Source organism: Streptomyces sp. AgN23 (assembly GCF_001598115.1).
Lineage (GTDB): Bacteria > Actinomycetota > Actinomycetes > Streptomycetales > Streptomycetaceae > Streptomyces > Streptomyces antimycoticus.
In genome coordinates this window covers 7,765,258-7,785,312 of record NZ_CP007153.1, presented here as the reverse complement: position 1 = coordinate 7,785,312, position 20,055 = coordinate 7,765,258, and the positions used below count along the sequence as shown (strand labels likewise).

Annotated in this window: 19 protein-coding genes; 16 read left to right on the top strand and 3 right to left on the bottom strand. The window is 70.2% G+C overall.

The genetic code is table 11. The features are described from left to right. Positions 1-143: 143 nt before the first annotated feature. Positions 144-1,337, bottom strand: a complete 1,194-nt coding sequence (locus AS97_RS33815; protein ID WP_247204569.1) for a helix-turn-helix domain-containing protein — start codon at positions 1,335-1,337, stop codon at positions 144-146. A 73-nt stretch (positions 1,338-1,410) separates the two neighbouring features. On the opposite strand from AS97_RS33815, the gene AS97_RS33810 reads away from it, so the two are divergent. From AS97_RS33810 to AS97_RS33755, 12 genes are all read left to right on the top strand, one after another. Further along, complete coding sequence (locus AS97_RS33810) at positions 1,411-1,944, top strand: GNAT family N-acetyltransferase (protein WP_210566187.1); 534 nt, start codon at positions 1,411-1,413, stop codon at positions 1,942-1,944. 92 nt (positions 1,945-2,036) lie between these two features. Beyond that, positions 2,037-2,120 (top strand): putative leader peptide, encoded by an 84-nt coding sequence (locus AS97_RS49090; protein ID WP_309471194.1) that lies wholly within the window; start codon positions 2,037-2,039, stop codon positions 2,118-2,120. Positions 2,121-2,346: 226 nt separating this feature from the next. After that, a complete protein-coding gene (locus AS97_RS33805) occupies positions 2,347-4,041 on the top strand; it encodes a nitrite/sulfite reductase (protein WP_059141770.1) in 1,695 nt (564 codons plus the stop codon). Between the two features lie 115 nt (positions 4,042-4,156). Next, entirely contained in the window at positions 4,157-4,342 is a 186-nt protein-coding gene (locus tag AS97_RS33800) for a hypothetical protein (RefSeq protein ID WP_014055605.1), read from the top strand. Continuing rightward, positions 4,339-5,037 carry a phosphoadenylyl-sulfate reductase gene (locus tag AS97_RS33795; RefSeq protein ID WP_086711123.1) on the top strand — a complete coding sequence of 233 codons (699 nt, stop codon included), beginning with the start codon at positions 4,339-4,341 and terminating at the stop codon, positions 5,035-5,037. Before AS97_RS33800 ends, AS97_RS33795 begins: the two co-directional genes overlap by 4 nt. Further along, positions 5,019-5,609, top strand: coding sequence for an adenylyl-sulfate kinase (gene cysC, locus AS97_RS33790; protein ID WP_210566186.1), 591 nt, complete (start codon positions 5,019-5,021; stop codon positions 5,607-5,609). Before AS97_RS33795 ends, cysC begins: the two co-directional genes overlap by 19 nt. A gap of 130 nt (positions 5,610-5,739) precedes the next feature. Beyond that, complete coding sequence (gene cysD, locus AS97_RS33785; RefSeq protein WP_059141768.1) at positions 5,740-6,678, top strand: sulfate adenylyltransferase subunit CysD; 939 nt, start codon at positions 5,740-5,742, stop codon at positions 6,676-6,678. A 2-nt stretch (positions 6,679-6,680) separates the two neighbouring features. Next, on the top strand, positions 6,681-8,048 hold the full coding sequence (locus tag AS97_RS33780) for a GTP-binding protein (protein WP_210566185.1): 1,368 nt from the start codon (positions 6,681-6,683) through the stop codon (positions 8,046-8,048). Positions 8,049-8,345: 297 nt separating this feature from the next. Continuing rightward, a complete protein-coding gene (locus tag AS97_RS33770) occupies positions 8,346-9,407 on the top strand; it encodes an ABC transporter substrate-binding protein (RefSeq protein WP_236670328.1) in 1,062 nt (353 codons plus the stop codon). 67 nt (positions 9,408-9,474) lie between these two features. Further along, the gene (locus AS97_RS33765) at positions 9,475-10,299 is read left to right on the top strand and encodes an ABC transporter ATP-binding protein (protein ID WP_086711125.1); all 825 of its coding nucleotides are present in this window, start codon (positions 9,475-9,477) and stop codon (positions 10,297-10,299) included. After that, positions 10,286-11,266 carry an ABC transporter permease gene (locus tag AS97_RS33760; protein ID WP_247204568.1) on the top strand — a complete coding sequence of 327 codons (981 nt, stop codon included), beginning with the start codon at positions 10,286-10,288 and terminating at the stop codon, positions 11,264-11,266. Before AS97_RS33765 ends, AS97_RS33760 begins: the two co-directional genes overlap by 14 nt. 104 nt (positions 11,267-11,370) lie before the next feature. After that, the gene (locus tag AS97_RS33755; protein ID WP_086711126.1) at positions 11,371-12,123 is read left to right on the top strand and encodes a sirohydrochlorin chelatase; all 753 of its coding nucleotides are present in this window, start codon (positions 11,371-11,373) and stop codon (positions 12,121-12,123) included. Positions 12,124-12,250: 127 nt separating this feature from the next. On the opposite strand, the gene AS97_RS33750 is transcribed toward AS97_RS33755, so the two are convergent. Continuing rightward, positions 12,251-12,985, bottom strand: coding sequence for an SDR family oxidoreductase (locus tag AS97_RS33750; protein ID WP_059141764.1), 735 nt, complete (start codon positions 12,983-12,985; stop codon positions 12,251-12,253). A gap of 89 nt (positions 12,986-13,074) precedes the next feature. Between AS97_RS33750 and AS97_RS33745 the strand changes: the two genes are divergently transcribed. From AS97_RS33745 to AS97_RS33735, 3 genes are all read left to right on the top strand, one after another. Further along, positions 13,075-13,980, top strand: a complete 906-nt coding sequence (locus AS97_RS33745) for a LysR family transcriptional regulator (RefSeq protein WP_210566184.1) — start codon at positions 13,075-13,077, stop codon at positions 13,978-13,980. Between the two features lie 313 nt (positions 13,981-14,293). After that, a complete protein-coding gene (locus AS97_RS33740; RefSeq protein ID WP_247204567.1) occupies positions 14,294-14,896 on the top strand; it encodes a phosphodiester glycosidase family protein in 603 nt (200 codons plus the stop codon). Positions 14,897-15,034: 138 nt separating this feature from the next. Further along, a complete protein-coding gene (locus AS97_RS33735) occupies positions 15,035-15,622 on the top strand; it encodes a Uma2 family endonuclease (RefSeq protein ID WP_063804804.1) in 588 nt (195 codons plus the stop codon). A gap of 159 nt (positions 15,623-15,781) precedes the next feature. Here the strand turns inward: AS97_RS33735 and AS97_RS33730 are convergent, their stop codons facing one another. Next, a complete protein-coding gene (locus AS97_RS33730) occupies positions 15,782-17,002 on the bottom strand; it encodes a S8 family peptidase (RefSeq protein WP_086711129.1) in 1,221 nt (406 codons plus the stop codon). Between the two features lie 372 nt (positions 17,003-17,374). On the opposite strand from AS97_RS33730, the gene AS97_RS33725 reads away from it, so the two are divergent. After that, on the top strand, positions 17,375-19,654 hold the full coding sequence (locus AS97_RS33725; protein ID WP_210566183.1) for an MMPL family transporter: 2,280 nt from the start codon (positions 17,375-17,377) through the stop codon (positions 19,652-19,654). The last annotated feature ends 401 nt before the right edge of the window (positions 19,655-20,055 follow it).

Genomic DNA, 20,055 nt, shown 5'->3' with positions numbered 1-20,055 from the left:
GCAGCACGATCCCAGCCCTCCGGGTGGGGCGGGCGACCGACCGGGGAAATCGGGACAGCGGGATCGGAAACCGTCCTCGACCTGCGGAGACGGCGGGCGCTGGGATGGCCGATGGGATGCCCGGGCGGTGCGTCGGGCGGCGATCAGCTCCCTTTGGTCCCCATGGCCCCCTTGTCGCCTTTGGTCCCCTTGTCGCCCTTGGATCCGGCGCGATAGGCGCGGTCGCAGGCTTTCCAGGCGCTGAAGTCATGGGTGAGCGCCCACAGCCGATGGGCCGCCCGGATGTTCCAGTCCGGGTCCAGCGCCTGCTCCCGGGTCCCGCCCAGTTTGCGCAGCGTGCCGTCGTAGAGCTGGAAGACGCCCCAGTTCCGGGTGGCGTTGGCGTTGGGCAGGGTGTAGAGGGGATCGAGGTACGAGGCGCAGTCCGCGATGCCGACCGCGCGCTCGGGGTCCTCGGTGAAGACCTCGCGGATGCGCCGGGTGACCCGCTCCGGCGTCCAGGTGTCGAGCGGCTTCCCCTCGTTCTCGTAGAGCGCCCGCTTCGTCCGCTCGTCCACCGATCCGTTCGCCGTCAGCCCGCTGCGGAGCTGGAACACCACGACACGCATCTGGGTGGCCGGTCCGAACGCCCCGTCGATGTCGAGTTCGCCGCCCGCGCGGGCGAGCAGCGACTGGAGCTCATGCACACACGCGTCCGACTGCCCCATGCTCACCACGACCGGACAGCGGGAGGACAGCAGCAACCGGCCGTCGGGAGCCCCGTTTGAGCCGGCCGAGGACGTCAGCGCCTTCCCCACCAACAGCGCGACCGCCACTCCGGCGGAGACCACGGCCAGGGCGAGCACGACGATCAGTGGCCGACGGCGCCACGGCGGCGGGGCGGACGCGGGTTCCGGGGCCGGGTCCGAGGCAGCGGCCGAGACCGAGGGCTCCGGCCCCGGCTCCGTATCCGCCCCCGCCCCCGTCTCGGCATCCGGCCCGGCCCCCGTCTCGTCCCGTGAGACGGCCGGAACGGCGGACGCGGCGGGCCCCGTGCGAGCAGCGGATGCGGATACGGCGGCGGCCGGGGCGCGGGAGACGTCCCGCTTGCGCTCGGCGTCGGCCAGGACCCAGCGTCGGTGCAGCTCCAGCAGCTCCTCGCTGCCGGCCCCGCACACCTTGCCGAAGCGCGCGATCACCTCGTAGTCGCCGGGCACGCTCGTCCCCGAGCAGTAGCGGTGCAGGGCCGAGCCGCTCACCCCGCTGCGGGTCGCCAGCGCCGCGTAGCTGCGGTTCGTCCTGCTCTTGAGCTCGCGCAACAGCTCGGCGAACTCCTCCACATCCCCGGTTCCGGACACCCCGTCCCGCCCTCCCCCGCTTGAGCGATACCCGTCAAGGCGAGTCAACGGCGTCCATGGTTATCTGTCCACCATGAGCATGACCGTGACCACCTGGCACCTGGAGCAGACCGCTTCCTCGGATCTCAGCCCGGCACAGGAGCCGCCCGCCACGGCGGGGGTGCGGATCGCCCGGGCCGAGGTGCCGAGCCCCGAGTTCAGCCACTTCCTCTTCACCTCGGTGGGCTCGGACGTGTCGTGGACCGACCGGCTGGTGTGGTCGCGCGAGGCGTGGGAGGAGCATCTGCACCGGCCCGGTGTGGAGACGTGGGTGGCGTACGAGCGCGGGACCCCGGCCGGGTACATCGAGCTGGAGGGCCAGGACGAGGGCGTGGTGGAGATCGTGTACTTCGGTCTGCTGCCCGCCTTCCGGGGCCGCCGCATCGGCGGACACCTGCTGACCTGGGGGACCTCCCGCGCCTGGGACATGGCCGAGCGCTGGCCGGACCGCGTGCCGACCAAGCGGGTGTGGCTGCACACCTGCAGCAAGGACGGACCGTACGCGCTGGGCAACTACCGCCGCCGGGGCTTTCGCGTCTTCGACGTCAAGACCGCGGACGAGGAGTGACCAACACCACAACGTCTTGCGATACGAGACAGATTTGTCCGCATAGTGGATAAAGGTGGACTCGCCAGAGACCGCCATGCCACGCTTCCGTCATGTCTCGAGCTGGAATTGCCTTGGTGAGTCGACGCCACGTCGACCTCGGCCGCATGTCCAGCGCCATCTGTCCGGCGGGCTGACCCGCACCTCGACAGGGCTCTGAAGCCCCGGGCAGCACCACAGCATCCCCCGCACCCCTCGCCGCCCCCGACGACGTGGGCGAGCGCGCACGCCTCGACACCTCCCCGCCGCATCTCGCACCGGCCACCGCCGTACTCCCTGCCCGCCTGCGCACACGCAGGTCAGGCGGTGCGCGCCGACGTACCACCCGCCGCACCAGAGTCGCTCAGAAGGACACACACCGCCATGGCTGCCACCCCGGAACGCGCAAGCGCTACGCCCCGCCGCAAGGCCGGACGCCACCGCGGCGAAGGCCAGTGGGCCGCGGGGCACTTCACCCCTCTCAACGGCAATGAGCAGACCAAGAAGGACGACGACGGTCTCAATGTGCGGACACGCATTGAGACGATCTACGCCCATCGGGGATTCGACTCCATCGACGGCGCCGATCTGCGCGGCCGGATGCGCTGGTGGGGTCTGTACACCCAGCGCAAGCCCGGGATCGACGGCGGCAAGACCGCGATCCTGGAGCCGGAGGAGCTGGACGACGAGCACTTCATGATGCGCGTCCGGATCGACGGCGGCCGGCTCACCACCGAGCAGCTCCGCGTTGTCGGCGAGATCTCGGAGGAGTTCGCGCGCGGCACGGCGGACATCACCGACCGGCAGAACGTCCAGTACCACTGGATCCGGATCGAGGACGTGCCCGAGATCTGGAAGCGCCTGGAGGCCGTCGGGCTGTCCACCACCGAGGCGTGCGGCGACACCCCGCGCGTGATCGTCGGCTCCCCGGTGGCCGGGATCGCCGAGGACGAGATCATCGACGGCACCTCCGCCATCGACGAGATCCACCGGCGCTACATCGGCAGCAAGGAGTTCTCCAACCTGCCGCGCAAGTTCAAGACCGCGATCTCCGGGTCCCCGGTGCTCGATGTGGTGCACGAGATCAACGACGTCGCGTTCGTCGGTGTGCGCCACCCCGAGCACGGCCCCGGTTTCGACCTGTGGGTCGGCGGCGGTCTCTCCACCAACCCCAAGATCGGCATCCGGCTCGGCGCCTGGGTGCCGCTGGAGGACGTCCCGGAGGTCTGGGCCGGGGTCGCCTCGATCTTCCGTGACTACGGCTACCGCCGGCTGCGCACCCGCGCCCGGCTGAAGTTCCTGGTCGCCGACTGGGGTCCCGAGAAGTTCCGCCAGGTGCTGGAGGACGAGTACCTGAAGCGCCCGCTGTCCGACGGGCCGGCGCCCGAGGAGCCCGTCCAGCGGTGGCGGGACCACATCGGCGTCCACCGCCAGCAGGACGGCCGCTACTACGTGGGCTTCGCGCCACGCGTCGGCCGGGTGGACGGGGCGACCCTCACCAAGATCGCCGACTTGGCCGAGGCGCATGGCTCCGGACGGCTGACCACCACCGTCGAGCAGAAGATGATCGTGCTCGATGTGACCGAGGACCAGGTGGAGTCGCTGGTCGCGGGGCTGGAGGCACTGGACCTCCAGGTCAAGCCGTCCCCGTTCCGCCGCGGCACGATGGCCTGCACCGGGATCGAGTTCTGCAAGCTGGCCATCGTCGAGACCAAGCAGCGTGGCTCCTCGCTCATCGACGAGCTGGAGCGCCGGCTGCCCGAGTTCGACGAGCCGATCACCATCAACCTCAACGGCTGCCCGAACGCCTGCGCCCGTATCCAGGTCGCGGACATCGGCCTCAAGGGCCAGCTGGTCATGGACGACAACGGCGAGCAGGTCGAGGGCTACCAGGTGCACCTGGGCGGCGCCCTGGGCCTGGAGCCGGGCTTCGGCCGCAAGGTGCGCGGACTGAAGGTCACCGCCACCCAGCTCCCCGACTATGTGGAGCGGCTGCTGCACCGCTTCCAGGAGGAGCGCGAGGACGGCGAGCGCTTCGCCACCTGGGCGGCACGGGCCAGTGAGGAGTCTCTCACATGAGCGTGTCCCGGAGCGCTGCGCAGGCTGGGCTGAGGAGCCGCGCGGCGACGAAGGAGCGAGCAGTGGCGAAGGAAGCCTGCGCAGCAGAGCACGCCGGGACCGAGCGGGAGGCACGGTGAGCGAGCGCGCTGCCCCGTTCTACTGCCCTTACTGCGGGGACGAGGACCTGCGTCCCTCCGAGGAGGGCCACGGCGCGTGGGAATGCGCGTCCTGCAATCGAGCGTTCCGCCTGTCGTTCCTCGGGCTGTTGGCCAAGGGCCTGCGGCGCGACCCGATCGATGAAGGGGACACGGCGATATGACCCGGCTTGCGCACACCGACCTCGAGGGGCTCGCCGAGAAGGCGGGCCAGGACCTCGAGGACGCCCCCGCGCTGGAGATCCTGCGCTGGGCGGCGGACACCTTCGGATCGCGTTTCTGTGTCACCTCCTCGATGGAGGACGCGGTGGTCGCGCATCTCGCCTCCCGCGCCTTCCCGGGTGTCGATGTGGTCTTCCTCGACACCGGTTACCACTTCCCCGAGACCATCGGCACCCGTGACGCGGTGGCCGCGGTGATGGATGTCAACGTCATCACCCTGACGCCTCGTCAGACGGTCGCCGAGCAGGACGCCGAGTACGGCCCCCGGCTGCATGACCGCAACCCCGATCTGTGCTGCGCCCTGCGCAAGGTCCAGCCCCTCGAGGAGGGGTTGCGGGAGTATGACGCCTGGGCCACGGGATTGCGTCGGGACGAATCGCCAACGCGCGCCAATACCCCGGTCGTTGGCTGGGACGCGCGTCGCCGTAAGGTGAAGATCTCCCCGATCGCCCGCTGGACCCAAGCGGATGTCGACGCCTATATCGCCGAGCACGGTGTGCTGACCAACCCCCTGCTGATGGACGGCTATCCGTCGGTAGGCTGCGCGCCCTGCACCCGCCGGGTTCTGGAGGGCGAGGACATTCGGTCCGGCCGCTGGGCGGGGAGCAATAAAACCGAATGCGGGCTGCACGGCTGATGGCTGTCGACCAGGAGAACGAGATGAGCGCCCCCACGACCACCGGTGCCACGGTGTGGCTGACCGGTCTGCCGAGCGCGGGAAAGACCACGATCGCCTATGCGCTGGCCGAGCGGCTGCGCGGCGAGGGCCGCCGGGTGGAGGTGCTCGACGGTGATGAGATCCGCGAGTTCCTCTCCTCGGGGCTCGGTTTCTCCCGCGAGGACCGGCACACCAACGTCCAGCGCATCGGCTTCGTCGCCGAGATGCTCGCCTCCCACGGCATCACGGTGCTGGTGCCGGTCATCGCGCCGTACGTGGACAGCCGCGAGGCGGTGCGCAAGCGCCACCAGCGCGAGGGCACCCCGTATCTGGAGGTGCATGTCGCCACGTCCGTCGAGGTGTGCTCGGAGCGGGATGTGAAGGGGCTGTACGCGAAGCAGGCCGCGGGGGAGATCTCGGGGCTGACCGGTGTGGACGACCCCTACGAGGCCCCTGCCGACCCGGATCTGCGCATCGAAACCCACAGGAACAGCGTGCAGGAGTCGGCGGCCGAGGTGCGGTTGCTGTTGAGTGAACGGGGACTGCTGTGAGCCAGGCACGCGCGGCCATCGCATCGCGGGCCACGACGCTCCCCGCACCCGGGGGCCGGGCCCACGGCGAGGAATCCGCCGATATGACGGGAAGCTACTACCGCAGCCGAGCGAACGAAAGGGGCGCGGCATGACGACCGTGACGGCGATCAACGCGGAAGAGGGCGCGGGCCTGTACGCGCTCGCGCACTTGGACGCGTTGGAGTCCGAGGCGGTGCACATCTTCCGTGAGGTGGCAGGTGAGTTCGAGCGGCCGGTGATCCTGTTCTCCGGTGGCAAGGACTCCATCGTCATGCTCCATCTCGCGCTCAAGGCCTTCGCCCCGGCGGCGGTCCCGTTCTCGCTGCTCCACGTGGATACCGGGCACAACTTCCCCGAGGTCATCGACTACCGGGACAACACGGTCGCCCGGCATGGGCTGCGGCTGCATGTGGCCTCGGTCCAGGAGTTCATCGACGACGGCCGGCTGCGCGAGCGCCCGGACGGCACCCGCAATCCGCTGCAGACCGTCCCGCTGCTGGACGCCATCGACAAGAACCGCTTCGACGCGGTCTTCGGCGGTGGCCGCCGGGACGAGGAGAAGGCCCGCGCCAAGGAGCGGGTGTTCTCCCTCCGGGACGAGTTCGGCGGCTGGGACCCGCGGCGGCAGCGCCCGGAGCTGTGGCAGCTCTACAACGGCCGCCACTCCCCCGGTGAGCATGTCCGGGTCTTCCCGCTCTCCAACTGGACCGAGCTGGACGTGTGGCAGTACATCGCCCGCGAGAAGATCGACCTGCCGCAGATCTACTACGCGCATGAGCGCGAGGTCTTCCGCCGCAGTGGCATGTGGCTGGCGCCCGGTGAGTGGGGCGGTCCGAAGGACGACGAGACCGTGGAGCGGCGCATGGTGCGCTACCGCACCGTGGGCGACATGTCCTGCACCGGTGCCGTCGAGTCGGACGCGGTGACCATTGAGCAGGTCATCGATGAGATAGCCGCCTCCCGGCTGACCGAGCGGGGTGCGACCCGCGCCGACGACAAGCTGTCGGAGGCCGCGATGGAGGACCGCAAGCGCGAGGGGTACTTCTAACGATGACGAGCGATCTGACGTCCGAGGAGCAGGCCGCGGCGGCCGCCGTGGAGCGGTCCGCGGCCACCTCGCAACTGCGGTTCGCCACCGCGGGTTCGGTGGACGACGGCAAGTCCACCCTGGTCGGGCGGCTGCTGCACGACTCCAAGTCGGTGCTGGCCGACCAGCTCGAGGCCGTGGAGCACGCCTCGCGCAGCCGTGGCCAGGAGACGCCGGACCTGGCGCTGCTGACGGACGGGCTGCGCGCGGAGCGGGAGCAGGGCATCACCATCGATGTCGCCTACCGCTACTTCGCCACCCCCAAGCGCCGTTTCATCCTCGCCGACACCCCCGGCCATGTGCAGTACACCCGCAACATGGTCACCGGCGCCTCCACCGCCGAGCTCGCGGTCGTCCTGGTGGACGCCCGCAACGGCGTGGTGGAGCAGACCCGGCGGCATGCCGCGGTCGCCGCCCTGCTGCGGGTCCCGCATGTGGTCCTCGCCGTCAACAAGATGGACCTGGTGGACTACGCGGAGCCGGTCTTCGCGGCCATCGCCGAGGAGTTCACCACCTACGCGGCCTCGCTGGGCGTCCCGGAGATCACGGCCATCCCGATCTCGGCGCTGGCGGGGGACAATGTGGTGACCCCGTCGGCGAACATGGACTGGTACGGCGGCCCGACCGTGCTGGAGCACCTGGAGACCGTGCCGGTGGGCACCGGCCCGTCCCAGGACCCGGCGCGTTTCCCGGTGCAGTATGTGATCCGTCCGCAGACCACCGAGCATCCCGACTACCGCGGCTACGCGGGCCAGATCGCCTCCGGTGTGCTGCGCGTCGGCGACGCCGTCACCGTGCTGCCGTCCGGCCGGACGAGCACCATCACCGGGATCGACGCGCTGGGCGCGATGGTGGACGTGGCGTGGGCGCCGCAGTCGGTGACCGTCACGCTCGCCGACGACCTGGACATCTCGCGCGGGGATCTCATCGCACCGAGCGACCACGCCCCGGAGACCACCCGGGACGTCGAGGCCACCGTCTGCCATCTGCACGACCGTCCGCTGCGGGTGGGCGACCGGGTGCTGCTCAAGCACACCACCCGCACCATGAAGGCGATCATCAAGGACATTCCCTCGCGGCTGACGCTGGCCGATCTGTCGCACCACCCGGCGCCGGGTGAGCTGGCCGCCAATGACATCGGCCGCGTCGTGCTCCGTACGTCCGAGCCGCTGGCCCTGGACGCGTACGAGGACTCGCGGCGCACCGGTTCCTTCCTGCTGATCGACCCGGCCGACGGCACCACGCTCACCGCCGGGATGGCGGGCGACTCCTTCGCGGCGTCGGCCGACGGTGACCAGGCCGCGCGGGACGACGAGGGATGGGACTTCTGACGATGGCCGGTGAGGTGTTCTCGACGTTCGCCAAGGAGGGCGGCCGCGTAGGCAGCGGGGCGCTCGGCAGCGGTCAGGGCGGGGTCGGACGATGTGCGCGCTGACGCCGCAGTCCGCCTCTGTCCAGCACCGCCGCCGAAAACCGTCTGATCTGCCGGGCGTCCTCTGACGCCGCCCCGGCCCGTCGAGAGGAACACCTCCGTGTCGTCTACCGAGCCCCTGCTCCCCGCGCGACCAGCCGAGCGCCCCCGCCGCCACACCCGGATCCTGGCGGCGGCGGCCGTCCTTCCCCTGCTGATGGGCGCGCTGGGCGCCTGCGGCTACGGCTCGCAGAAGAAGACCGACGACCAGGGGTCCTCGGCCCTTCCCGCGGCCGGCGGTGAGAAGATCGACGGTCTGGACAAGGTGAAGGTCGGCTACTTCGCCAACCTCACCCACGCCACCGCGCTGGTGGGCCTGCGCAAGGGCGGCCAGATCCAGCAGGAGCTGCACGGCACGAAGGTGTCGCCGTTCGTCTTCAACGCCGGTCCGTCCGAGATCGAGGCGCTCAACGCGGGCTCCATCGACATCGGCTGGATCGGCCCGTCGCCGGCCATCAACGGCTATGTGAAATCGCACGGCTCCAACCTCAGGATCATCTCCGGGTCGGTGTCCGGCGGCGTCAAGCTGGTGGTCAACCCGAAGAAGATCAAGACGCTCGACGATGTCAAGGGCAAGAAGATCGCCACCCCGCAGCTGGGCAACACCCAGGACGTGGCCTTCCTCAACTGGGCCGCGAGCAAGGGCTGGAAGGTCGACGCCCAGAGCGGCAAGGGCGATGTGTCGGTGGTCCGTAGCGACAACAAGGTCACCCCCGACGCGTACAAGTCCGGTGCCATCGACGGCGCGTGGGTGCCCGAGCCGACCGCGTCCAAGCTGGTCGCCGATGGCGGCAAGGTGCTGCTGGACGAGTCCTCGCTGTGGCCGGACAAGAAGTTCGTGATCACGAATGTGATCGTCCGGCAGGAGTTCCTGAAGGAGCACCCGAAGGTCGTCGAGGCCGTGCTGCGCGGCTCGGTGAAGACCAACGCCTTCATCAAGGCCAACCCCGAGCAGGCGAAGAACGCGGCCAACGCGGCGCTCAAGGAAGAGACCGGCAAGCCGCTGCCCGCCGAGGTGATCGACCCGGCGTGGAAGTCCATCCAGGCCATCGACGACCCCCTGGCCTCGACGCTGAGCACCGAGGCGGACCACGCGGTCCAGGCGGGTCTTCTGGAGAAGCCCGACCTCAAGGGCATCTACGACCTGGCCCCCCTGAACAAGGTCCTCAAGGCCGAGGGCAAACCGACCGTCTCCGACGCGGGTCTCGGCGTCAAGTAGCCGCCCGTCCGTCCCCGTACGCACGGTACGCACGTACGCATGCACCCATCCATCAGGAGGTGACCGGATGTCCCCGGCGCTGACCACCGAGAAGGACGACCGGGCGGACGCCGCGTCGGCGGGCTCACCCGGCCCCGCCGACTCCGCAGGATCCGTATCGATCGCCCACGTCCACAAGTCCTTCGGCCGTCCCGGAGCGGCCCAGGCCGTACTCGAGGACATCAACCTTCAGGTGCGGCCCGGCGAGTTCGTCTGCATCCTGGGCGCTTCCGGCTGCGGTAAGTCGACCCTGCTCAATCTGATCGCCGGCTTGGACAAGACATCCGCGGGGGCCATCGAGGTCCCCGGCGGCCGGCCGGCCCTGATGTTCCAGGAGCACGCCCTGTTCCCGTGGCTGACCGCGGGGAAGAACATCGAGCTGGCGCTGCGGCTGCGCGGGGTGCCCCGCGCCGAGCGCAGGCCGCAGGCCGAGCGGCTGCTGGAGCTGGTACGGCTCGGCGGCGCCTACGGCAAGCGGGTGCACGAGCTCTCCGGCGGTATGCGGCAGCGCGTGGCGCTGGCCCGCGCGCTGGCGCAGGACTCCAGCGTGCTGCTGATGGACGAGCCGTTCGCCGCGCTCGACGCCATCACCCGCGATGTGCTGCATGAGGAGCTGACCCGGATCTGGAGCGAGACCGGCGTCTCGGTGCTGTTCGTGACCCACAACGTCCGCGAGGCCGTGCGACTGGCCGAGCGCGTGGTGCTGCTGTCCTCCCGGCCGGGGCGGGTCGTCCGCGAGTGGACGGTGGACATTCCGCAGCCGCGCCGCATCGAGGACGCGGCCGTCGCCGACCTGTCCGTTGAGATCACCGAAGAACTGCGTGGGGAGATCCGCCGCCATGGCCAGCAGTAAGACCACCCGCGGCACCGCGGTCGACGAGGCCGACGGCGGCAGCGGCGGCGGGCAGTCCACAGAGAAGTCCGTGGAGAAGTCCACGGCGAAGACGAATGCGGGCGACGCCCAGGATTTGGCGGGCCTGGAGGCCGGTCTGGACGCCCTGGACACGGTGCAGATCAAGCGTGTCTCACCGGTCGAGGTGCTGGTCCAGAAGGTGCTGCCGCCCATCGTGGCCGTGGCCGTCGTCCTGGCCCTGTGGAAGGTGCTCGTCGTCGCGAAGGTCACCGACGACTACAAGCTGCCCGACCCGGGACTGGTCTGGGACGCGCTGCGCCGGCTGTGGCTGCAGGGCGAGCTGTTCGACATCGTCTGGACCAGCGTCTCGCGCGGTCTGTTCGGCTTCGTCATCGCGCTGGTGATCGCGACCCCGCTGGGGCTGATCGTCGCCCGGGTGAAGTTCATCCGCGCCGCTCTCGGCCCGATCCTGTCCGGGCTGCAGTCGCTGCCCTCGGTCGCCTGGGTGCCGCCCGCGGTGATCTGGCTGGGCCTGAACGACCAGATGATGTACACCGTCATCCTGCTGGGCGCGGTCCCCTCCATCGCCAACGGGCTGGTGGCCGGCATCGACCAGGTGCCCCCGCTCTTCCTGCGGGCCGGCCGCACCCTCGGCGCCCGCGGTCTGGTCAGCGCCCGGCACATCCTGCTGCCCGCCGCGCTGCCGGGTTATGTCGCCGGGCTCAAGCAGGGCTGGGCCTTCTCCTGGCGCTCGCTGATGGCCGCCGAGATCATCGCCAAGTCCCCGGACCTGGGCCTGGGGCTGGGCCAGTATCTGGAGAACCAGCGCAACAACTCCGATATGGCGGGGGTGCTCCTCGGCATCCTCATGATCCTCGTCGTCGGCATCGCCATCGAGCTGCTGATCTTCGCCCCGATCGAGCGGCGAGTGCTGCGCAGCCGCGGCCTGCTGGCGAGCGCCCGCTGACCGCAGAGCACTGACCGGACAACCACCGAACGGAAATCCACCCGCACGGAAAACCACCGAACGGAAAACCGCCCGCACGGAAAGCCACGGAACGGAAAGCCACCATGTCTGCCCCGACCCTGCTGATCATCGCCCACGGCAGCCGCGACCCCCGCCATGCGGCGACCGTCGCCGCGCTGCGCGCGCGGGTGCGGTCGCAGCGGCCGGGGCTGCGGGTGGAGGCGGCGTTCCTGGAGTTCAACGCGCCGCGCGTACCGCAGGTGCTGGCCCGCCTCGCCGCGGAGGACGCCACCGAGGTGATCGCCCTTCCGCTGCTGCTGACCCGCGCCTTCCACGCGAAGACCGACATCCCGGCGGTGCTGCGCGAGGCCACGGCCCGCCACCCCCGCCTGTCCGTCCGCCAGGCCGAGGTCCTGGGCCCGTCCCCGCTGCTCATGGACGCCCTGGAACGCCGGCTGCACGAGGCGGGGCTGCGCCCCGCCGACCGCCCCTCGACCGGGGTCGTCCTGGCCTCGGCGGGCTCCACCGACCCGGAGGCGATCGCGGTGATCGCTGAAATCGCGCGGGAGTGGCGGCACACCGGATGGTGCGCCGTGCGACCCGCGTTCGCCTCCGCCTCCCTTCCCCGCACCGAGGACGCCGTCCGCGCCCTGCGCGCGGACGGCGTCGCCCGGGTGGCCGTGGCGCCCTACGTCATCGCCCCCGGCCGCCTCCCCGACCGCATCGCCCACGGCGCCGAGGCAGCGGGCGCCGACCTCCTGGCCCCCGTCCTGGGGCCCGCCCCGGAACTGGCCCGCCTGCTGCTGCGCCGCTACGACGAGGCGTGCATGGCGCCCCCGGCCCTGCTGACGGCCTGACCGATCGCCCCGGAATGAGATGCGGGGGCGGCGCGGCGTGATGTCCCCGCACGGAGCGTGGCCTGCTCCGGGGTGACGGCTTGGCGCCGGCTGCGGAACTGATCGTCGACCGGCACGGAACGCCGCGTCACAATTGGGTGCCGCCACCGTCCACCGCGAGTTCGGCGCCGGTGGTGTAGGTCGCGTCGAAGGCCAGGAAAAGGGCAGCACGCGCGACCTCCTCCGGCTTCCCTATACGCAGCATCGGGATCTGGGCGGCGAAGCCCGCCACCATTTCATCCGCCACCTCGGCGGGCAGGTGCTTGTGCAGAATGCCTGTGTCGATAGGCCCCGGGCTCACCGCGTTGACACGTATGCCGCGCGGCAGCAATTCCCGAGCCCAGGTTCGCGCCATCGACCGGAGGGCCGCCTTGCTCGCCGCGTAGACACCATGGTCCAGCTGCCCCAGCACGTTCGAGACCGAGGTGGTCAGCACCACGCCGCTGCCCTCGGCCAGCAGCGGAAGCAGCCGCTGCAAGGTGAAGTAGGGCCCCTTGGTGTTGGCCGCGAAGATGGCGTCGTACATCTGCTCGGTCGTCGCCTCGAACGCCACCGAGTCGGTGATGCCCGCGTTCAGGAACACCGCGTCCAGCTGACCGAACGCCTTCTCGACCTTTCCCGCCAGGGCATCGATGTCGGCTTTTGAGCCGACGTCGCTGCGGACCGCGACCAGCCCCTCTTTACTCGCCGCTTCGAGCGCGGCTTCCTTGCGCCCCGTGACCATCACCTGAGCACCCTCGGCCGCCAGCAGACGTGCGATCGACAGGCCGATTCCGCTACTGCCACCGGTGATAAGAGCGCGCTTTCCGTTGTACTTTTCCATGCCTCGATTCAAATCCCGGACCGGCGACGGCGTCCAAGACCTGATCCGCAACCCGTCATACGCGCATTGCATATTGGTACGCTCGAAGCGTGCGCGTTCCCGGATCGGACCTCGACCTGCGGCTTGTCGGCTACTTCACGGTCGTCGCAGAGCACGCCAACTTCAGCCGCGCCGCCGCGGTGCTGCACGTCGCGCAGCCGTCCCTGAGCCGCCAGATCCAGCGCCTCGAGGAACATCTGGGCGTACGCCTCTTCGACCGCACCCCACAGGGCAGCCGGCTCACGGAAGCCGGTCGCGCCTTTCTGCCGCAGGCTCAGACGCTGCTCGAAGCGGCCCATCAGGCCGAGCTCACCGCTCGCGACGGCGCCACCCCGCGCGAGTTCACCATCGGATACGTCGAGGACCTGGTCATCACCGATGCCGTACGCCGGCTGCGGCATCGACACCCCACGGCCCGCATCCGCACCCGCCACCTGGAGTGGAACGACGCCCACGCCCTGACCGACCGCCGCGTGGACGCTCTGGTCGCCCGCGCCCCGCTGCCCTTCCCCGCCGGCCGCTTGCGCCTCACCGAGCTGTGGACCGAGCCGCGGGTTCTGGTCGTCTCCACAGACCACCGGCTGGCCGGAAAGGAATCGGTGACCGTCGACGACCTCAGCGAAGAAGTTCTGCCGCAATGCCCGAGCGCGGTCCCGCAATGGAGCGATTTCGCCCGTCTGGAGCCGCGCCCGGATGGCGTTCCTGCTCGCAGCGCACCGATCGACTACGCATCGTTCGAGGACAAGCTCGACCTTGTGGCCGAGGAGCGGACGGTATTGATTCTGGCCGCCGGCGACCGGCGGCCCCAACTGCGCCCCGGCCTGACCACCGTGCCCATCGAGGGCATCGACCCGGTTCGCGTCGTCCTGGCAACCCGCTCGGCCGAGGCCAACTCTCTGATCAACGATTTCCTGGACGCCTGGTCATCCGACAAGCCCGCTCCTCGGGGTCGTTGAGCCTGCCGCGCAGGCCGTGTCGGCGCAACTGGTGCGGCGATGGCAGGAATGCGTCCGAGCCGGTATGGAGGCCACCCAAGCGGCCGGCGAGGCCAACCCATCACTCGACGCCGAGCGCACGGCCGCGGCCGTGATCGCCACCGTCCAAGGCGGTGTCAAGCGATGCCCCCACTGACGTCATCACCATCACTCCCGCCGGGCTCGGAACCTTCATACGTGGCGTCAAGGCCGGGACTCTCGACCAGCTCGGGCGGTAGGCACGAGGGCGGTGCGGCCCTCGGCCCTTCCCCCGCCCGTTCACCGTACGTTCCGCATGCCGCCCTCCATGTGTGCCGTCCCGGCCCCCGGGCGGCGCTGGACTGCCGGTCTGCGCAACGAAGAGAGCACCGTCCGCCGGGACCTGGGCACCCGGATGGGGGCCATGCCGGCGCACGCCCGGCGGGGCGAGCGGATCGCGCTGGAGGAGGTCGTCCGGGACACCGCCGGCCGCCGGGTCCGGCTCGGCTCCGACGACAGCATCGCCAGCGCCGCCCCGACCCTGGTGAAGGACGGCCGCATCGCCGTCGACGCCGCCGCCGAGGGCACCCTCGACCCGGAGAACCTCTCCTTCGGCTACGCCTGGTCGAATGTGCGGCAGCCCCGCACGATGGCCGGGCTCGACGCCAAGGGGCGGCTGATCCTGGCCACGGTGGACGGTCGGCAGCCCGGTGTGAGCGAGGGCTTCACCCTGGAGGAGGCCGCCCGCTTCATGCGCTCCCCGGGCGCCGTCCAGGCCCTCAACCTGGACGGCGGCGGCTCCACCGCCATGGCCGTGAACGGCCGTCTCGCCAACGTCACCTCCGACGCGAGGGGCGAACGCGCGGTGGGCGACACGGTGCAGGTACTGCCGTGGCGGGAACCCTACCGTCACCGCTGAGTGTTCAGCTCACTCCTGTGGGTGATATTCACACCTTTCGGCCCGAGTGCCACGGCTCGGGCTGGAAGTGTCGGCGGTCGTCAGAGCTGCGTGCCATGCTGGAGTCAAGGAACACACGAGGAGGCGGTGGTGGCGATCATGAGCGTCGCTGAGACGCGAGTCGACGATCACGAAGGCCCCTGGACGGTCGAGGACGTTCTTGCACTCCCGGAGCATCCGGCACGAGCCCGCTTCGAACTCGTCGACGGTGTCCTCATGATGTCCCCTGCTCCCGACTGGGACCACCAGACCGTGTCTTCCGCATTGCACAGCCAGATCAAGGTCGCCCTGGCCCGGTCCGGTGCGCCGTTCCGCTCTGGCGAGGCGGTGAACGTCACGGGGGAATCCAGACTGTTCATCCCCGACATCGCGGTCGTCGACCGCGCCGCCGTCCCACGCGGCACGCTGGCCGCCCCTCTCGACGCCGCCGTGCTTCTGGGGGAAATCGTCTCGCCGTTCAACCGAGCGGCCGACCGCATCCTCAAGCCCGCTCTCTACGCCCATGCGAAGGTGCCCGCCTATTGGCGGGTCGAGATGAAGCCAGATCTGTGCGTGGTGGTGCACGAACTGGAGGGGGACACCTACCGCGAGGCTGCCACCATCACGGGCAAGGCTTCCGTCGACGTCGCCGGAGAATTCACCGTCGACCTGGATCTCGACGCAGTGCGCCGCGAGTTGGAAGGCTGACGCCAGGTCCTGGCACCTCTGCCACCTCGATAGCACACGAACCGCGTCCAGCACACCCAAGGGCACAACCGGCTGACCGGCTGCGCCCCTGGGGCTGATCACTTCACCTGTATGAGCCTTGCCGAGCCTTGCTTGGGCTCAGCTGAGCCTTGCTTGGGCTTACTCGACGACCTTCAGCAGCTTGTTCGGCGTGCCGTCGCCCGGGTTGGAGATCTTGTCGGCGGTCGCGCCGTCCGTCAGCGCCTTCGCCACGTCGGCCGGCTTGGCGTCCTGGTGGCCGCTGAGGTAGACGGCGGCGGCGCCCACGACGTGCGGGGTGGCCATCGACGTACCGGAGATGGTGTTGGTCGCGTCGTCGCCGGTGTTCCAGTCGGAGGTGATGTCCGAGCCGGGGGCGTAGATGTCCACCACGTCGCCGTAGTTGGAGAAGTCGGACTGCTCGTCCTGGTCGGTGCTGGAGGCGACCGTGATCGCGTCCTTCACCCGGGCGGGAGAGCTGCCGCTGGCGTCGGAGGACTCGTTGCCCGCCGCGACGGCGAAGGTGACACCGGAGTCGATGGCCTTCTGCACGGCGGCGTCGAGGGCCTCGTCGGGGGTGCCGCCCAGGCTCATGTTGGCGACGGACGGGCCCTCGTGGTTCTCGGTGACCCAGTCGATGCCCGCGACGACCTGCTCGGTGGTGCCCGAGCCCTGGTCGTCCAGCACGCGCACCGCGACGACCTTGGCCTTCTTGGCGACGCCGTGCTCCGCCCCGGCGATGGTGCCGGCCACGTGGGTGCCGTGGCCATTGCCGTCGTCGGCGCTGTCGTCGTTGTCGACCGCGTCGAAGCCGGACGTGGCGCGGCCGTCGAAGTCCTTGTGGCTGGTGCGGACACCGGTGTCGATGACGTAGGCGGTGACGCCCTCACCCGCGCTGTCCGGGTAGTTGTACGCCTTGTCGCCCTCGGTGTCCTCCTGGTCGATCCGGTCCAGGCCCCACGACGGCGGGTTCTCCTGGGTGCCCTTGATGGTGTAGCGGTGGTTCTGGACCACCTTGGCGACCGACGGGTCGGCGGCGAGCCGCTTGGCCTCGGTGTCGGTCAGCCCGCTGGCCGAGAAGCCGTTGATGGCGGAGTCGTAGGTACGGCGCAGCTTCCCGCCGTACTGCTCGGCGAGGTCCTTGCCCTCCGAGGCGGCCTTGACGCTCTTGCCGCCCTTGAGCATGACGATGTAGCTGCCGTCCACGGCGCTCTTCGACTGGGTGCCGTAGACGGTGCCCTCGGCGGGCTTCGCGGTGGTGGCCCCGGCCGGAACGGCCACGAAGACACCTGCGGTGACGGCGGTGGCGGCGGCTACGGCGAGGCCGAGTCGACGCGCGTTGCGCTGCTTGTGAACTGCCATGACGAGGGTTCCTCCTCGTGCGGTTGTGGGGGGTAATCCGCACCGGGATCACGTCCGATCCCTCAAGTGCGAAAGATCCGGAGTGTGTTGGGGCCACTCCGGTTCTGACAAAACCCTGACTGATGAGTACGGGTCAATTCAAGATCCCCACAGATGTGTGACATAGGCAACGTTCTTCGCGCGGAGACCAAGGTCAAAGCCCTTTGCTTGTAGGGGGCCTCGATCGGGGATGGTAGGGCTGTCCCCCCTTCTGGGGTTGGAGGGAACCACCGGGGGGTTCACCGGTCAGCAGGATGGGTCGGCCCGCCGCCGCGGCCTAGCGTCATCCATGAGTGGCGGGGACGTTCCGCCACCAGGGCAAAAGGGGATGTCGTGGCGGACACAGGCCACTTGGAGAGGCCGCGCGGGATAGCCGCTCGCGCGGGCAGTTGGAGCGCCCGTCACCGATGGGCGGCGGTCGGGGGCTGGGTGCTGCTGGTCATCCTCGCCCTGGCCGTCGGCTCGATGACCGGCCGGGTGGATGTGTCGGACAGCGAGCAGGTTCCCGGCGAGTCCGGGCGCGTCTCGACGATCCTCGACGAGGCGGGCATTGACGCCGCAGCCGGGGAAACCGTCCTGATCCAGGCGAAAAGCGCCGGGCTCACCGCGAACGACCCGGCCTTCCACAAGGCGGTCGACGCGGTGATCGCCGGCGTACGCGACACCGGCCAGGTGACCGCCCTCCGGTCCCCGTACGAGACCAAGACCATCTCCGCCGACCGGCGCTCCGCACTGGTGCAGTTCGAGATGCGCGGCGACCCGGAGAAGGCGTCCGAGCACATCCAGCCGGTCCTGGACGCGGTGGGCAAGGCCCAGGACCGCCACCAGGACCTGCGGATCGAGGAGTTCGGCGACGCCAGCGGCCAGAAGGCGTTCGACGACGCGTTCGGCGACGACTTCACCCAGGCCGAGTTCTCCGCGCTGCCGGTGGCCCTGGGCATTCTGCTGATCGTCTTCGGTGCGCTGGTCGCCGCGCTGCTGCCGGTCGTGCTCGCGATGACGGCGTTCCTGGCCACCACCGGTCTGGTGGCGGTGGTCAGCCACTGGGTGCATATGAGCGACACCGCCAACTCCGTGATGCTGCTGGTGGGGCTGGCCGTCGGCGTCGACTACTGCCTGTTCTACCTGCGCCGGGAGCGTGAGGAGCGCGCCGCCGGGCGGGATGCGCAGACCGCGCTGCGGATCGCGGCGGCCACCTCCGGCCGCGCCGTCCTGGTCTCGGGTGTCACGGTGATCGTGGCGATGGCGGGCATGCTCTTCACCGGGATCGCGGAGTTCAAGGCGATGGGGCTCGCCACCTTGATGGTGGTGGCGGTGGCGATGGTCGGCTCGGTGACGGTGCTGCCCGCGCTGCTCTCGCTGCTCGGTGAGCGGGTGGAGAAGGGCCAGTTGCCGTTCCTGGCCCGCGCCAAGCGGCGCGGCGGCGGCGAGAGCCGGGTCTGGCGCACCGTCCTCGGCCCGGTGCTGCGCCGCCCCAAGCTGTCGCTGGCGCTCGCCAGTGGCGCGCTGATCGCGCTGGCCGTCCCCGCCCTGGGGATGAACACCGCGAACCTCACCATGGACCAGGAGTTCGGCGACCGGCTGCCGGTCGTGACCGCGTACAACCACATCGACGAGGCGTTCCCGGGCGGGTCCGACCCGGCCAAGGTGGTGGTGAAGGCGGACGACATCGACGCGGCGCCGGTGCGCGACGCCCTCGCCCGGTTCCGTACCGAGGCCGTGGCGAAGGGCGCCTCCAAGGGCCCGGTCGAGGTGACCGTCCACCGGAAGCAGAACGTGGCCGTGGTGGAGGTCCCGCTGATCGGCGGCTCGGACGAGGGCAAGGCCGAACGGAGCCTGAACGTGCTGCGGGACGAGGTGCGCCCGGCGACGCTCGGCACGGTGGACGGGGTGGACGCCCCCATCGGCGGATCGACCGCCTCCTCCAAGGACTTCAACGACAAGCTCGGCTCGGCCGTCCCCCCGGTCTTCGCCTTCGTGGTGGTCTTCGCCTTCCTGCTGATGCTGATGTCCTTCCGGTCGCTCACCATCGCCGTGACCTCCATCGTGCTCAACCTGCTGTCGGTGGGCGCCGCGTACGGCATCCTCACCGCGGTCTTCCAGCACGGCTGGGGCGCGGGGCTGGTCGGTGCGGAGGGCGTGGGCGCGATCGTCTCGTGGCTGCCGCTGTTCCTCTTCGTGATCCTGTTCGGGCTGAGCATGGACTACCACGTCTTCGTGGTCTCCCGGATCCGCGAGGCGCGCCTGGCCGGGCGCAACACCAAGGACGCGGTGGTGCACGGTGTGGTGACCACGGCGGGCGTGGTCACCAGCGCCGCCGTCATCATGGTCGCGGTCTTCTCCATCTTCGGAACGCTGTCGATGCAGTCCATGAAGCAGATGGGCGTGGGCCTCGCGGCCGCGGTCCTCATCGACGCCACCGTCATCCGGGGAGTGCTCCTCCCGGCCGTGATGCTGCTGCTCGGCGAGCGCAACTGGTACCTGCCGAAGTGGCTGCGGTGGCTCCCGGACCTCGCCCACGACGAGCCCACCCCGGCCGAGCGGCCCACCGCCCTGGCGGGTGCCCCCGCGAGGCCGGACGCGGACGACCGGCCCCGGCACGCCAGGGTCTGACCGCTCCAGGCGGCCGAGCGACCGCAATCGCCAACCGGTCACATGGTCTTCGGACCGTGTGGCCGGTTCGGCGTCTTGGGGAGTCGAGGGTGGAAAAAGGCGTTGCGGGGAGTCATGCCCGGTCCCTACGGTGCGGGGATACGGCGGAGATCCGCATACGCGACGTTTCGCGTACGCGCGCACGGAAGGAGCACACCGATGGGCGGAAGTCCCGGCATCGGCGTGTTCACCCGTGTCATCACCTGTGGCTGTGCCCGGGTGGCGTGTGCGCGCTTCTCACCTTCGCTTACCCGCCGCCCGCGGCGCGGCCCCGGTGCCCTGGCCGGCCCGGACGCGCCCGGTGTCTCCATGAGTCTGTGAGCGGCCCGAGCCGCTGACTCGCCCGGTGTCCGATCGTCTCC

What these genes read in the sequence shown, in the direction of transcription:
- cysD (WP_059141768.1), top strand. Translation starts at nt 5,740, where the DNA reads ATGACGACCGTGACGGCGATCAACGCGGAAGAGGGCGCGGGCCTGTAC.
- AS97_RS33780 (WP_210566185.1), top strand. Translation starts at nt 6,681, where the DNA reads ATGACGAGCGATCTGACGTCCGAGGAGCAGGCCGCGGCGGCCGCCGTG.
- AS97_RS33795 (WP_086711123.1), top strand. Translation starts at nt 4,339, where the DNA reads ATGACCCGGCTTGCGCACACCGACCTCGAGGGGCTCGCCGAGAAGGCG.
- AS97_RS49090 (WP_309471194.1), top strand. Translation starts at nt 2,037, where the DNA reads ATGTCTCGAGCTGGAATTGCCTTGGTGAGTCGACGCCACGTCGACCTC.
- AS97_RS33760 (WP_247204568.1), top strand. Translation starts at nt 10,286, where the DNA reads ATGGCCAGCAGTAAGACCACCCGCGGCACCGCGGTCGACGAGGCCGAC.
- AS97_RS33770 (WP_236670328.1), top strand. Translation starts at nt 8,346, where the DNA reads ATGGGCGCGCTGGGCGCCTGCGGCTACGGCTCGCAGAAGAAGACCGAC.
- cysC (WP_210566186.1), top strand. Translation starts at nt 5,019, where the DNA reads ATGCGGGCTGCACGGCTGATGGCTGTCGACCAGGAGAACGAGATGAGC.
- AS97_RS33735 (WP_063804804.1), top strand. Translation starts at nt 15,035, where the DNA reads ATGAGCGTCGCTGAGACGCGAGTCGACGATCACGAAGGCCCCTGGACG.
- AS97_RS33755 (WP_086711126.1), top strand. Translation starts at nt 11,371, where the DNA reads ATGTCTGCCCCGACCCTGCTGATCATCGCCCACGGCAGCCGCGACCCC.
- AS97_RS33750 (WP_059141764.1), bottom strand. Translation starts at nt 12,985, where the DNA reads ATGGAAAAGTACAACGGAAAGCGCGCTCTTATCACCGGTGGCAGTAGC.
- AS97_RS33805 (WP_059141770.1), top strand. Translation starts at nt 2,347, where the DNA reads ATGGCTGCCACCCCGGAACGCGCAAGCGCTACGCCCCGCCGCAAGGCC.
- AS97_RS33730 (WP_086711129.1), bottom strand. Translation starts at nt 17,002, where the DNA reads ATGGCAGTTCACAAGCAGCGCAACGCGCGTCGACTCGGCCTCGCCGTA.
- AS97_RS33765 (WP_086711125.1), top strand. Translation starts at nt 9,475, where the DNA reads ATGTCCCCGGCGCTGACCACCGAGAAGGACGACCGGGCGGACGCCGCG.
- AS97_RS33740 (WP_247204567.1), top strand. Translation starts at nt 14,294, where the DNA reads ATGCCGCCCTCCATGTGTGCCGTCCCGGCCCCCGGGCGGCGCTGGACT.
- AS97_RS33810 (WP_210566187.1), top strand. Translation starts at nt 1,411, where the DNA reads ATGAGCATGACCGTGACCACCTGGCACCTGGAGCAGACCGCTTCCTCG.